This window comes from Ereboglobus luteus, from assembly GCF_003096195.1.
Taxonomy (GTDB): Bacteria; Verrucomicrobiota; Verrucomicrobiia; order Opitutales; family Opitutaceae; genus Ereboglobus; species Ereboglobus luteus.
In genome coordinates, this window is record NZ_CP023004.1 from 887,157 (window position 1) to 901,495 (window position 14,339).

A 14,339-nucleotide genomic window follows, 5' to 3' on the forward strand; every position below is an offset into this window, starting at 1 on the left:
AACATGGGGGCGCGTTTGCGTTTTTCTTTTTTAGCCGCATCTCTTTCCGCTGGCATGCGGAGACTGTGTCAGAAATATGTGGGGCTCATTTTTGCATGAATGAAATAGAAATCATCATTTGCCTGCTGCTGCTGTTCATGGGCGTGCCGGACTTGTGCCGGTGGCTCAAGCGGCCGGCGCTCGTGTATCCGGTTTTTGTCGTGTTCGGGTTGCTGATCGCGCCGCTGGTGGACGGACCGGTGAAGACGATGCTCGTGCAGGCGGGCCAGGTGGGCTTTCTGCTGCTGCTGTTTGAGGTGGGAATGGAAATCGAACTGCCGAGGTTTCGTGAATTTCGCGGACCGCTGGCGAAGGCGTTCGGGTGGGCGCTGCTGCAATATCCGGTGATTTTTGCGCTGGGCTGGCTGGCGGGCTTGAATTGGATCGGCTGCCTGATCGCCTGCGCGGCGTTCACGGGGTGCTCGGTGGGCATGGGCTATCCGGGATGGAAACAATATCCGGGGCTGGATTTTCAGGAGCGGCGAAAAATCCTGATGATGATGATCGCACTGGAAATTTTCGCGATCGTGCTGCTCTCGGTTGAGACGACTTTCTACGAACACGCGCCTACTTGGGAGGTGGTGCTAAAACTGGGCGGAATTGTGCTGGTGCTGGTGTTGATCAGCATGTTTGCGCGCCGCATCAAGTTGATCTTGGAGCATCTGCTCAAGCAGGCGATGCACTGGCGCGTGCATTTGATCGTGCTGTTCGTGCTGCTTGTGTGCGCGGTGGGCGAGCGACTCGGATTGTCGGCGATCAAGACGGCGTTTTTCCTCGGCTTGTTCCTGAGCCGGATCGAGCACGAAGGGCAGTCGCTGGAGGCATACATCGCGCCGGTGAGCCAGCGGTTTTTGATCCCGATATTTTTCTTCGCGCTGGGATTGCAGATTCCGGCGGAGTATTTGGTTTCGTGGGCCGGATTGATCGCACTGGGCTCGGCGGCGCTCATCCTGGCAATGCGCTGGACGATTCAGCGCTGGATACTGCCCGTGGGAGGAAAGCGGGGCGAGCGGATGAACGCGTTTCTGCTGCTGTGCCCCAACTTGACCATCACCGCGCTGGCCGCGGGCGTGCTCGTGCAGGACCCGACAACCGTGCGCGCGGCGTCGCTGGTGCTGCTGGTGGGCTTGTTCATGACCGTGCCGTCAATTTTGCTGCTGCCAACACCGCCCTCCACCAAGGAACTGGCGCCCGGTGACGCGACGGACGCGCATTGAGCGCGGCGGCATCCCGGGCGCGAACACATTCTTTTTTTCACTTAGTATTTGATTTTTCAGGCGCGTTGATTGTTAAGCTCATTCTGTGAAATCAAAAACATCTCACATAATCCTCACTTTGATTGTCGCGTCTTCCGCGCCGATGTTGTCCGCGCAAGAACCGCGGACGCATGACGATGTGCTCACGCTTCCGCGCATGGCGGTCTACTCGCAGCGCGTGGCGTTGCAGGAGCCGTCGGCGGGCGCGTTTGCCATGCCCGTGTCGGCGCTTTCGTTCGAGCCGCTGGTGGACGTGCATGCGCGCAACATGGGCGAGTCGCAGGCCGACGTGACGATTCGCGGCGGCATTTTTGAAAACACCGGCTACCGCGCCGGGGCCGCGCCGCTCCATGATCCGCAAACCGGGCACTACTCCGCCGAAATCCCCATCGCGCCCGCGATGCTCACCGCGCCCGCCGTGCTGACCGGCGCCGAAAACGCCATCGGCGGCTGGAACGCGAACGCCGGCACCGTGGCGTATCAATGGCGGCGCATCACAACTTCCGGCATGGCGGGTTTCGCCGCTGGCAACTACGACACCGTGCGCGGTGAAATCTATCAAGGCTGGGTTGCGCCGGAAAACACGAGCGTGCGCGGGCGGCGCCTCGCATTCGACGTGTCCGCCGCGCGGGCTGAATCGGACGGATCGCGTCCGTGGGGCGAGTCGCGCTTCACGCGTTACAACGCGCGCGCGCAGCTTGCCGGCGAGCGCGGGCAAACGGATTTATTTTTCGGCCGCCAGGACAAGTTCATCGGCTGGCCCAACCTCTACACGCCATACGCGAATGTTTTCGAAACCGACGACCTGCGAACCACGCTCATCGCGCTCAACCACGTTGAGAAAATCGGCGACGGTGGCGACCGTCTCGCGCTCGGCGGCGCGTGGCGGCGAAATGAGGACCATTACGTTTTTAATCGCGCCGACCCCGGCGCCCACAATCCCGCCTTCGCCACCGGCCCCGCCTGGCACACGGCGGAAACATGGAGCGCGGGCGCCGAGGCGCTTGTATCCACAAACAGGATACGCTGGCGCGCGTCGGCCGGATTCGTCGCGGACAAGATCGAGTCAACCTCGCTGACATTCGGGCGCTTCAACTCGCGCAGTTATTACAAGCTGATGCTCGCGCCGGAGCGCACTTGGGAGCTCGGCGATTCGCGCGAGTTGACGGTCCGCGCCGGCGTGGCGCTTGACGACACCAACCGTGACCAGTCGGCATGGTCGCCCGTGGTCGCGGTCGAGCTCCGCGGAATCGGAAGGCGCATCGAGCGTGTCTATGCCTCGTGGGCCGCGTCGTCGCAGGTGCCGAACTACACCGCGCTCAATTCAAACCCCTCCGCCGGATTGTTTCGCGGCAACGCCGGGCTCGGGCGCGAACGCTCGGACAACTTTGAAATTGGCGCGCGCGGCGTGCTGGGCGCGTGGACGTTTGACACGGCGGTGTTCTACCGGCGCGACAAGGACTTGGTTGACTGGGTTTACAGCATGAGCCTGCCAAACGCGCGCGCGGCAAGTCCCGTCGATGTGGACACGCTCGGCTTCGAATTAACCGCTCGGTTCTCGGCGAACTGGGGTGACTTGGTTTTTGGATACACGGCGCTGACAAAGGATTCGGATTATGGCGACGCGACGGGGATGGTTGACGCGAGCTTTTACGCGCTCAACTACGCGAAGCACCGGCTCACGGCGGCGGTGGTTGCGCGTCCGTGGCGGGGTTGGGAAATCCGCCTCGACAACGAGGCGCGCCTGCAAACCGGGAACGCGCTCCGCAACTCGCGCGACGACGCGCTGCTCACCTCGGCGGGCGTGTTTTTCGCGCCGTCAATCGCGGGCTGGCGCGGGCTGCGTTTTTTCGCGCAGGCAACCAATGTGTGGAATTGCGGTTTCGAGGAAGTGCCATCCGTGCCCGCCGCGCGCCGCCAGTGGTGCGCGGGCGTGATGTGTTCATGGTAACGCCGGCATTTTGCCCCGCGTAAAAAGCATAAAGACCGCCCATTTAAGGGCGGCCTTCATGACCTAACACCAAGCAAACCGTAAGAACTACAAACTAGTATCGTTCCTGTCCGAACGATGCTGACTATGCTGAGATAGACGCGACGCCCCCGATTGCGCTCAAAAATTGGGCAAAGATTTTGCCCTTTTTTTCGCGAAGCGCGGAATATCTTTAACTCCAGCAAATTACTATCGGGATTGTTTTTTGTTGATCGCCGAAAACTCCGTGCTGAGCCAGTTGTTGATCAGGTTTTTCTCGTGCCTCAACGAGTCATTCGAGGGAATTCCGGGCGTCATCATCATGAAGTTCAGGTCGCGCAGCTGGCGCGTGCCCTCGCTCAGCACGGCACCCTTGGAATCCGTGAGTTTGAACTCCAAGTCGATGCGGGGCGGGTAGATATCCTTGATGATGCGGACGTCCTGCATGTGCAGACCGCGCCAGGGCTCATAGTCGCCCGCCATGTCGAAGTCGTTGATTGTGATGCTTAACGTCTGTCCCTCGGCCATGTGCCGGGGGGCGCGTTCTTGGATATATTCCTTGATTTGCTCGAGAAGGGATTCGCGGTCCTTTTCCGAGTCCATGGACGAGGTTTTTACATCCGTGAACTTTTCGGGTTTGTTGAAAACGACGTTTACCGTCTTGTTCGCGTCGGCGGCAGTTTGCGTTTTTTCGGACGTCGTGGTGCAGGCGGCAAATAGAAAACTGAGAACGAAAGGGATCAGTAATTTTGTTTTCATGATGTGATAACAGACATGATGGCTCGTGTGTTGTGCCAAGACAAGCGATCACGCCATTTGCCGCGATTGGGCGGCGGCGATTTTAGTTTTTTTGACAAAAAAGCGCGCCCTTGCGAGCGCGCCTTGCTTAGGCGCCGGCACTGACGACCCAGTTGCGAAACTCGCGCAGCTCCACAATCGTGCCGACGACAAGCAGGCAGTCGCCCGCGAGCAACCGCGTGCTGCTGATCGGGTTGACAATCTGCTCGGTGCCGCGGCGGATGCCCGCCACGCGCACGCCGGTCGCCTGCGAAATGCGCAATTCGGCGAGCGTTTTTCCGGCGCGCTCGCACTCGGGCATCACAAACGTCTCCAGCACCGAGCCGCCAAACACACCGTCGGCCTCCTCGTTGTCATCCGGCGAATCGTCCCCGGACCGGCCTTGCGCCTCGGCGACGCGCTCGAAAAATGCGCGCGCGCTGTCGATCTGCTCCTGCTGGCCGAGCAGGAGGAGCTTGTCGCCCGGGTAAAGGCGCAGCCCCGAATCCGTCGCGGTGATCACGTGGCCGTTGCGCTCCACCTCCAGAATCGAGCAGCCGAAACGCGTGGGTATCGCGAGCTCGGCGAGCGTTCGGCCGGTGTATTCGGCGCCGCGCGGCACCACGCAATCATCGAGGCCCACATCCCATTCCCCGAGGCTGCGGTCGAGCGCGACACGCGCCTCCTCGCGCACTTGCGAAGGCGCGCGCGAATCCTCCGCGAGCACTTCCTGCACGGAGCTTTCCCAGGAGCTATACCAATAGATGAGCTTGTTGGAAAAAACGACCATCACCGCGACCGCGCCGACGCCGATGATCGCCCAACCCCAGCCCGGCAGCGTCTTGAGCGGCAGCAACGCATACAGCCAATACGCCACGCCGACCGCCGCCGCTGCCTTGAGCACTCCGGTGAGCGCGCGCGATTGCAGCCGCGCGGGCGTGTCGGGACTGCCGCCGAGCCCCTCGCCGATGATCATGGCGATTGCCGAAAGATTGCGCCACACCGCGACGAGCGGAATCAGCACCAGCACGCCCACCACGCACCAGAAAATATAACCCAGCGTCTCGGGGCTTATCGTGTCGGCAAACGACACCTCGAGCTCGGTCAATATCCGCCCCGAAAAAATCAGCAGCCCGCTCACCAGCAAAATCTCGATGACCAGCGTGGGCAGGCGACCGCGAATCAACTGAAACATCGGCCTGCCCGAACGGCGCGTCTGGATGTCCTGCAACCAGCCGTGATACGCGGCGATGGCGCGCGTCACGAAACGCGGTTCCACCTTGTCCATGAAATTTAAAATCGGGTCCGCAAAACGGTTCAGAATCGGCGTCGCCAGCACGGTCAAAATCGAAAGCCCCACCGCCACCGGATAAAACGAAGCCGGCAAAATCGCCGCCGTCACGCCCGCCTGCGCGATGATAAACGTGAACTCGCCCAGCGGCGTGAGCAGCAGCCCGCCGCGCCGCGCCTGCCTTGGCGGAATGCCCACAATCACCAGCGCAAAACCGCACGCGATCGGACGCACAAACAGCGAAAACGCGCCCAGCAGCACCACCGTCAGCCACACCTCGCCGAGCATTCGCAAATCGATCAACATGCCGATCGACACAAAAAACACGCTGCTGAAAATATATTTAATTCCCCCAAAATCTTTCTCGATCGCGATCTTCTGCTTGATCTCCGCCACGACCGCGCCGAACAAAAACGCGCCCATCGCCATCGAGTAGCCCGCCTTCACAGTCAGGAACGCGCACAAAAGCAGCAGCCCCACGACGATGATCGTCTGGATCTCGGGATCGTTTTTCTTTTCCAGCTTTCGCAGCACGCGCGGCATGAGCAGCAGCCCCGCCATGATCAGCAGCACCACAAACGCGCCCATCACCCCGAGCACCATGCCCACCCCGCCGCCGCCCTCGCCGCCGGAGGTCACGCTCGCGCTGAGCACCGTCAGCATGATCACCGCGACCACGTCCTCCACGACTGTTATGGCCAGCGCCATTTGCGCCGCGCGATCGTGATTGAGTTTCAACTCCTGCATGATCTTGGAAATCACCGCCGAGCTCGACACCATCAGCATCGCCGCCACGAACAGGCTCATCATCGTCGACCAGTTCAAAAACCACCCGAGCAGCAGCGTGAATTGCAGCATAAAAAATGCCCCCAGCGCGGTCGCCGCAAGCGTCGCAAACCCCATCCTGCCGATCTTCGACAAACTCAACTCAAGCCCGATCGAAAACATCACGAACACAAGGCCCAGCTCCGAGAGTTCCTTGATGCGCGCCTCGTCATGAATGAACACAACAGGCGAGGTGTGCGGCCCGATGATAATGCCCGCGATCAAATACCCGACAATCACCGACAAACCAAACCGCTTGCACACAATGCCCGCGACCCCCGCCGCAAGCAAAAGAACCCCCAGATCCTGAATGATGGTATTATGCACGAAACCAATGATGAATCGCGAAGCCCAAGAAGTGAAAGCCGGAAAACCGTCCGCGCCCCATTTTTTTGGGCCGCGCCACTTCCGCTATTTGCCATTCACCATTCGGACAACCTGCGCGTGCAACCCCGGCCCCGCCGCGATGATCGAATCCGCGTTCACCGGGTCTCCGCCGCGCCAGTCCGTGATCACGCCGCCCGCGCCGCGCACCACCGGAATCAACGCCTGGATGTCCCACGGGTTCATGATCGGGTCGAGCATCACGTCCGCCCATCCGCCCGCGAGCAACAGGTAGCCGTAACAATCGCCCCAGGTTCGCGCGAGCCGCGCCTTCGCAAGCAGCTCATCGTATGCCGGGCCGTTTTGATATTTGCTCACGTTCAACGGGTCGCTCGTCAGCACCGTCGCCTCCTCGATGCGCGCGCACTCGCGCACTCGCACCGCGCGGCCGTTGAGCATCGTCTCGACGCCGTCACCAACCATCAACTGCCCGAGCACCGGCTGGTGAATCGCGCCCAGCACCGGCTCGCCGCGATGCTTCAGCGCGATCAAAGTCCCCCACAACGGCACGCCCGAGATGAACGACTTCGTGCCGTCGATCGGGTCTAGCACCCAGACCCATTCCGCGTCCGCGCGCTCGTTGCCAAACTCCTCGCCAACGATTCCGTGCGCGGGAAATTTTTTCGCAATCATATCGCGCATCAATTCCTCCGCGCCGCGATCCGCCGCCGTCACGGGCGACGCGTCGCCTTTCATCTCGACCGCCAGCCCCGGATTGCCGAAGTGCGGCGTGATGAATTCACCGCTGCGCCGCGCCAGCTCGATCATGAAATCGCGATACTCGGAAAGCTCTGGAAAATTGCTCATGGTGTTTCGCGTCACCTTGCCCGCTCCCGCTTTCCAAATCGATTCAAATCGACTCAGGCCGAATTATGTCGATTTATGCCGCGCCCGCCCTTGCCACGGGCCGCCATTCCGCGCAAATTCGCCCGCATTCATGATTCCGCCCAAGACATTGGTCTTCGCCCTCGCCGCATTCCTGATGGTCGCAAACGCGACCGGCACAGCGCGCGCGCAGGAATCGCTGGCGCCGCCGGTGCCCTTCCCCGCCGAACAAACCCCGCCCGTCGCACCCGGCCCCGGCGTGCTCACCGAGCTCGCCGCGCAACGCGCCCTCGAAACCGGCCTGCCCTCCATCGCCGCCGAAATCTACCGACAGCTTCTCAACGACCCCGCAACCATCGCCACCCCGCAAACACACAACCGCGTCACTCTCGCCTTCGCCACCGCGCTGATTGAGGACGACCGCATCGAGGAAGCGGCCGGAGCCCTGCAACAATTCTCCGGCGCGCCTACTCCCGCGGTTATTCTCCGGCAGGCATTGATCGACGCGCGCGCGCGCCGTTTCGAAAACGCCCGCTCCGCCATTGCCTCGCTCCAGCCGGAAGACCTGCCCCAATCGGACCGCCCGTGGCTCTTTTTCATGCGCGGCATGCTCGCGGAGGAAGCGGGCGACTACACGCAGGCCTCCCAGCAATACCAGCAAGCCGAAACCTCGACCGCCACCGATGCGCAGCGCTCCTGGTTCATGCTCTCGCGCAGACGCGTTCAGCTCTTCCTCGGCCAGGCAGGCGAAAACACCATCGCCAGCCTCCGCCAGACAGTCGACCGCAACCCCGGACGCCGCGACAGTTACGGCGCCATCAGCCAGCTCGCCGTCGCGCTCAACGCCGCCAACCGCCGCAGCGAGGCCGTCACCCTTCTCCAGACACAACTCCAGTTTCTCCCCCAGCAGGAAACCGCGATTCGCGACGAGTGGCGGCTCCTCCTGGGGCTCATCGCCGGGGCCGACGACAACTCCGGACGCGACGCCTTGCGCAAACTCCTCGCCGATTCCAGCGACCACGACAAACAACGCGCCGCCCTCCGCCTCCTCGCCAACGCATCCCAAACCAAGGAACGCGCCACCGAGTTTCACAACTGGCTCAACCAATTCATCGCGGCCACCCCGCCCCATCCGATCCTCGACGACCTGCTCCTTTTCCGCGCCCAACTCGCCCTCGCCGGACAAACCGGCAAGGACTTCGACTCCGCGGAAGCCGACGCCAGCCGGCTCCTCGCCGAGTTTCCCGGCTCGCCGCTTCGCGCCGCCGCGCTCGGCGTGCAAACCGCCATCGCATGGGAACAAGGCCGCTATCGCGCCGCCGCCGACTGGGCCGCGCGCGCGCGCACCGAGTTGAAATTCGGCCCCGTCCACGCCCGGCTCGGCGTGCTCATTGCCGAGGCTTATTTTCGCGCCAAGGATTTCCGCAACGCTTCCGGCGCCTACGGCTCCGCCCTCGCCGATGTTCCCGAGGGAGTCGAGCCCGGCATGCTCATGTTCCAACGGGTGCTCTCCGAAATCCAAGCCCACTCCAACGGCGGCCCCCTCGCCTCCGCGCAAAAAGTTCTCGACGATTATTCCAACGACGAACGCTTCGACCCAGTCAATCGCTGGCAGGCCGAGTGGAACCTCTCCCGCGCGCTTCAAGCCGCCGGCGAAACCGCGCAAGCCTATGCCCGCGTCAGCCGACTGCTCGCCGAACCGACGGGCGACGGAACATTGCCCGCCGGACTTCGCGCCCGCATGGCATGGCTCCAAATGCGCCTTGCCTACGATTCCGGCAACTACGAGCAGGCAATCGCCCATGCCGAAAAAATAAAAAACTCCCTCGATGACGTGGACCCTGAATTGCGCGCCGACATCATCAGCATGGCGCTCCTCCTGGAAGTCGAGGCCGGTTACGCCCTCGCCCAACCCGGGCAGTCGCCCTCCGACAAGATCGCCTCGACCCTCCGCCTGCTCCGCGGCGAATACCCGAAAACCGCCGCCGCCATCCGCTCCTACATTATCGAGGCCGACCAAGCAGCCAGGCGCGGCCAGATCGTCGAGGCGCAGGGACTTCTCCGCAAACTCGCCGACGATTATAAAGGCACCCCCTACGCCTCCTACGCGCTTTACCAAGCCGCCATCTACGCCGAAAGCCGCGCGCAGGATCAGTATTACCGCGAAGCCTACCGCCTCCTCGAGGACCTTGTGTTAAACGAGGAAAACACCAACCCCGGCGCGCAAGGCGAGCTCGTCTTTTACGCGCGCCTCAGGCAAGGCAACCTCCTTCGCACCATCAACGAATACGGGCACGCCATCGAAACCTATCGCGACCTCATCAACCGCTACAAATTCCCCGAATTCCGCGACGCCCTGATCGCCGAGCTCGCCCTCGCCGACTGCTACGCCGCCATCGCCAGTTCGGACGCATCCCGCGCCGAAAGCGCCGCCGCCATCTATGAACGCCTCCTCGATCTTCCCGCCGCGCCGGTGGATCTTCGCGTCGAAGCCGGTTACAAGTTCGGCCTCAACCTCATCGCCCGCAACACCCCCGCCCGGCTTGAAACCATCTGGTGGCAGATGATAAACGACTTCCTCCTCGACGACACCCAAGCCGCCAAGCTCGGCCCCAAGGGCCGCTACTGGATGTCGCGCACACTGCTCCGCCTTGGCGAAATGCTCGAGCAGCAGTCAAAATTCACCCAAGCCCGCGAAGCCTACTCCCTCATCATCCGCAAGGACCTCCCCGGCGCCACCCTCGCCCAAAATCGCATCACGAGAGGGAACGGTTGAAACACGAAAAAGGCGCCGGAAGTTTCGGCGAACGCCGCCGGCTTGTTGCACAATAGTCAGGTGGCGTTCCGGATTGTCTCCAACTCCTCCCAGCGGGCGTAGGCGGTGGCGAGGGTTGACTCCAATTCCTCAAGACGGGCGTGAACAACCGGGGCGGCGGCGGAATCACTTTTATAGAAATCGGGATCGGAAAGCTTGGCCGTGAGCCCGGCTTGCTCGGCTTCGAGCGCCTCGATTTTGGCGGGAAGTTCGTCGAGCTCGCGGTTTTCCTTGTTGGTGAGCTTTCGGGGGCGGGCGGACTTGGCGGGCGTGGACGATGTTTTTTTGCCAAGGGCCGGCGAGGCTTGTTGCGCGCGCAATGCCGCCGCTGAGTCGAGCGCGGCGCGCTGGCGGATGTAATCGGCGTAACCGCCGACGTATTCGGCAACGCGACCATCGCCCTCCATGACCATCGTGCTCGTGACGACGTTGTCGAGAAAGTCGCGGTCGTGGCTCACGAGAAGCAGCGTGCCCTGATATTCAACGAGCAGGTTTTCGAGGAGGTCGAGCGTCTCGGCGTCGAGGTCGTTGGTGGGCTCGTCGAGCACAAGGACGTTGGCGGGTTTTGTGAAGAGACGCGCGAGAAGCAAGCGGTTGCGCTCGCCTCCGGAAAGCACGCGCGCGGGTGTGCGGGCGCGTTGCGACGAGAAAAGAAAATCCTGAAGGTAGGTGATCACGTGGCGCTGGCGTCCGTCGATGGTGACGGTTGTGTTTCCGTCGGCGATATTGTCGGCCACGGTTTTGTCGTCGTCGATTTGCGCGCGGAACTGGTCAAAATAAACAACCTCTAGGTTTGTGCCGTGCTTGATCGTGCCGGCGGTTGGCGCGAGTTCGCCGAGCAGGAGTTTTATGAGCGTGGTTTTGCCCGAGCCGTTCGGACCGATGATGCCGATTTTATCACCGCGAGTGATCGTGGTTGTGAGATCGCGGATGATGCATTTGCCGTTTGGATACGCGAACGACATCTCCTCCGCCTCCACAACCTTCACGCCAGAGCGGTCGGCCTCGGCGAGGCGCATGCTGGCATTGCCGGTGCGCTCACGGCGGGCGAGGCGTTCGGCGCGCATGGCGGCGAGCGCTTCGAGGCGGGCGCCGGAGCGCTTGCGCTGCGCGCTGGGTTTGCGACGCGCCCACTCCTCCTCCTGCGCGAGTTTTTTGTCGGCGGCGGCCATCTGGCGCTCCTCGGCCTCAAGGCGTTCCTGGCGGCGCGCGAGGTAGGTGTCGTAGGGGCAGTCCCAGTTTGTGATGATGCCGCGGTCGAGCTCGACAATGCGCGTGGCGAGCCGGCGCAGGAACGCACGGTCGTGCGTCACGAAGAAGAGCGAGATTTTTTCGTTAAGGAGAAAATTTTCCAGCCACAGGATTGACTCGAGGTCGAGGTGGTTGGTCGGCTCGTCAAGGAGGAGTAGGTCGGGTTGCGAGGCGAGCGCGCGCGCAAGCAGCACGCGGCGTTTCAAGCCGCCGGAGAGCGCGGCGAAATCCGCCCGCGGGTTGATCGACATGCGTTCGAGGAGTTTTTCGAGACGCAGCTCGCGCTCCCAAGATTCCTCGTGCGCGACCTCCGCGAGTCCCGACGAAACGATATCGTGAATAATGCCGCGCACATCCGCCGGGATTTCTTGCGTGAGCCGCGCAAACCGCGCCCCGGGCTGGCGCGAGACGACGCCGGTGTCGGATTGCATCTCGCCCGCGATCACGCGCATGAGCGTGGTCTTGCCCGAGCCGTTGCGCCCGACCAGGCAGACGCGCTCTCCGGGATCGATCTGGAAGTTGACGTTTTCCAGAACCGCCGGTCCGCCAAAGGCGAGGTTGATGTCGAGTAAGTTTACGAGAGCCATGCGAAGGAACGCGGATTTCGAGGCGGAGAATGAGGAATGGGAAGAAAAATCGTCTCGCGAACCCGACAAGGCGCGCGGCATCGTCCGGCGCCTGTTTGAGGGTGGAGGTGTTTTTCTCCTCGCCGCCGCGGATGTCGCGTTGCAAATCTGTGCGCATCCACTAAATGCTAATACTCGGAATGTCCGGATTCGATTTCAGTCTCTTCTCAAAAGGCGGCCCGATGATGCTGGTCATCGTCTTCATGGCGGCGGTCGCAATCGTGCTGTTCATAGAACGCGCGCTCTATCTTCATCGCGGACAAATCAAGTCCAAGGCGTTTCTCGACGGCATCAAAAACACGCTCAACAACCGCCGCCTCGTCGAGGCCGCGACCATTTGCGAGGAAACGCCCGGCCCCGTGGCCTCGATTGTGAAGGCCGCGCTCATGCACGCCGGAAAGCCGCCGGAAAAACTTCGCTACGCCGTGCAGGAGGCGGCCATCGTGGAAATCCCCTCGCTCGAACGCCGCCTCGGCGCGTTTGCCGCCATCGGCCAGGTCGCGCCGCTCGTCGGATTGCTCGGCACGCTCTTCGGCATGATCATGACGTTTCACGCCTTCATGCAAGGCGCCGAGTTTGCCACCGCCACCGCCCTCTCCAACGGCCTCTGGCAGGCGCTCACAGTCACCGCCGCCAGCCTCCTGCTCGCGATTCCCGTGCACCTCGGGCACCATTTTCTCCGGGGCCGCGTGCGCGCGCTCACCCGCGACATGGAGTGGGCCGCCAACGAAATCATGGAGTATTTGATTAATGAATACGAAGGCGAGGGCATTGACGGCGGCGCGCCGGCCCCGAAAGGCAAGACAGCAAAGGGCAAAGAGTGAAAACAAAACGAACAGCCCGCCTTCCATACAATCGCCCGGTTCGCCGCGAGATATCGCCACTCGCGAGTGCGTCCGGCGTTCACCATTCACGCGTCATCCCCCACCATTCTTCAACGCGATGATCACCCGCCCGCTCGACCTCAATTCCAAGCTGAGCCCGCCTCCGCGCAGCTACGACTGGGTGCATTTTGTGAACCTCACGCTCATCGCGATGTTCTTTTTGTTTTTCGGATCTCGCTTCATTCTTTCGCCGGCCATTGTCGTGAAGAGCAGCGATTTTCAGCTGCCCTCGCGCCCGGCCGACAGGGTTTCATACGTGCCCGGCACGACTGTCGTCAGCATCAAGGCCAACGGGCAAATCTTCGCCGACACGGGCATTGTCAGCCACGCGCAACTTGAGGCCTGGCTCGCTGAAAAAATAAAAAACTCGCCCGACGCGTCGCTTCTTGTTCGAGCCGACGCCGCAGTGACAATCGAGGAGGTGTCGCGCATCGCCGACCTTGCCGGCGAAATCGGATTCAAGGTTTCGATACTCGCCAACCCTGAAAAACAATCGCCCCCCTCGTTTCGCCCCTCCGGCCCGCAGGCGGGACAATGATTGCCCATGAAAATCAAGGTCGGCCTGTTTCAATGGAGCTCGCGCGCTGAACATCGCCGCATGTTGGGTTTGATGGTCGTGGCGCTTGTCGCATTGGTGGCGGGCATTTCCGTGCTCGTGGGGATCGTGCGCCTGCCGGTCGCCGTTCCGCGCGCGACTTCCGCCGATCCCGCCACGCTAAACATCGCGCACATGGGGGACAAGCAGCGCAACCGAATCCTCGACGAGGAGGCGTTCCTGCTCGACCCCGCGCCGCTCTTCCTGCCCACGTCGCACAATTACACGCAGGCCGACCTCGCGAGCATCTCCCACAGGGAGCCGGAGCAGGCGTTTCGCGCCTTTCCGCCGAGCTACGCCTATTCCGACGACGCCTTCACAATCAGGTATCCCGACCCCGTCCAAATCCCCGCGCGCCCCGTCGAGGCGCTGGGCTACGGACACACACAGACTCCCTACGCGACCCTCGGGCGCGCCGAGTTTCCGCTCGCACCGCTCCCCGCGCGCCAGGCCAGCGTCGAGGTAGTTCATGCCGGAACCGGGCGGGTCGTGCTCGAACTCCCCGTCCCCCGGCCCGAAACCCGGCCTGCCGACATGCCGGACGCGCTCGCGACAGGCGACTGGTCCCCGCTCGAATTTTTGGCCGCAATCGACGTCACCGGCCTCGCCGCCCCGCCAACGCTCATAAAAGGCACCGGCGCCCCCGCGGTCGTGCAGTATCTCTCCAAGTATCTCGATAAAAACCTGCACATTGGCTTCCGCCTCGAACTCGCCCCCGGCCTTTACATAGTGCGGATCGGACCGTGACGCGTTTCATGTGGTTTTGCGAAACCTCCGCAAAGGGCCGCGCGTCAAATGATGC

Annotated in this window: 10 protein-coding genes; 6 read left to right on the forward strand and 4 right to left on the reverse strand. The window is 62.3% G+C overall.

Annotated elements, in window-relative coordinates; genetic code table 11:
* Positions 1–95: 95 nt before the first annotated feature.
* Complete coding sequence (locus tag CKA38_RS03315) at positions 96–1,256, forward strand: cation:proton antiporter (protein WP_108824218.1); 1,161 nt, start codon at positions 96–98, stop codon at positions 1,254–1,256.
* 118 nt (positions 1,257–1,374) lie between these two features.
* Positions 1,375–3,246, forward strand: a complete 1,872-nt coding sequence (locus CKA38_RS03320; RefSeq protein WP_152032643.1) for a TonB-dependent receptor domain-containing protein — start codon at positions 1,375–1,377, stop codon at positions 3,244–3,246.
* A 228-nt stretch (positions 3,247–3,474) separates the two neighbouring features.
* Here the strand turns inward: CKA38_RS03320 and CKA38_RS03325 are convergent, their stop codons facing one another.
* From CKA38_RS03325 to hisN, 3 genes are all read right to left on the reverse strand, one after another.
* Entirely contained in the window at positions 3,475–4,023 is a 549-nt protein-coding gene (locus CKA38_RS03325; RefSeq protein ID WP_108824220.1) for a DUF3016 domain-containing protein, read from the reverse strand.
* Between the two features lie 127 nt (positions 4,024–4,150).
* On the reverse strand, positions 4,151–6,484 hold the full coding sequence (locus CKA38_RS03330; RefSeq protein ID WP_108824221.1) for a cation:proton antiporter domain-containing protein: 2,334 nt from the start codon (positions 6,482–6,484) through the stop codon (positions 4,151–4,153).
* Between the two features lie 84 nt (positions 6,485–6,568).
* A complete protein-coding gene (gene hisN / locus CKA38_RS03335; RefSeq protein WP_108824222.1) occupies positions 6,569–7,348 on the reverse strand; it encodes a histidinol-phosphatase in 780 nt (259 codons plus the stop codon).
* 130 nt (positions 7,349–7,478) lie between these two features.
* Here hisN and CKA38_RS03340 point away from each other — a divergent pair, with 130 nt between their 5' ends.
* Positions 7,479–10,142 (forward strand): tetratricopeptide repeat protein, encoded by a 2,664-nt coding sequence (locus tag CKA38_RS03340; RefSeq protein WP_152032644.1) that lies wholly within the window; start codon positions 7,479–7,481, stop codon positions 10,140–10,142.
* A 56-nt stretch (positions 10,143–10,198) separates the two neighbouring features.
* On the opposite strand, the gene CKA38_RS03345 is transcribed toward CKA38_RS03340, so the two are convergent.
* Entirely contained in the window at positions 10,199–12,019 is a 1,821-nt protein-coding gene (locus CKA38_RS03345) for an ATP-binding cassette domain-containing protein (protein WP_108824224.1), read from the reverse strand.
* Positions 12,020–12,198: 179 nt separating this feature from the next.
* Between CKA38_RS03345 and CKA38_RS03350 the strand changes: the two genes are divergently transcribed.
* From CKA38_RS03350 to CKA38_RS03360, 3 genes are all read left to right on the forward strand, one after another.
* Positions 12,199–12,882 carry a MotA/TolQ/ExbB proton channel family protein gene (locus tag CKA38_RS03350; RefSeq protein ID WP_108824225.1) on the forward strand — a complete coding sequence of 228 codons (684 nt, stop codon included), beginning with the start codon at positions 12,199–12,201 and terminating at the stop codon, positions 12,880–12,882.
* A 118-nt stretch (positions 12,883–13,000) separates the two neighbouring features.
* Positions 13,001–13,480 (forward strand): ExbD/TolR family protein, encoded by a 480-nt coding sequence (locus CKA38_RS03355; protein WP_161554704.1) that lies wholly within the window; start codon positions 13,001–13,003, stop codon positions 13,478–13,480.
* Between the two features lie 6 nt (positions 13,481–13,486).
* Positions 13,487–14,284, forward strand: coding sequence for a hypothetical protein (locus CKA38_RS03360; protein WP_108824227.1), 798 nt, complete (start codon positions 13,487–13,489; stop codon positions 14,282–14,284).
* Positions 14,285–14,339 lie beyond the last annotated feature (55 nt).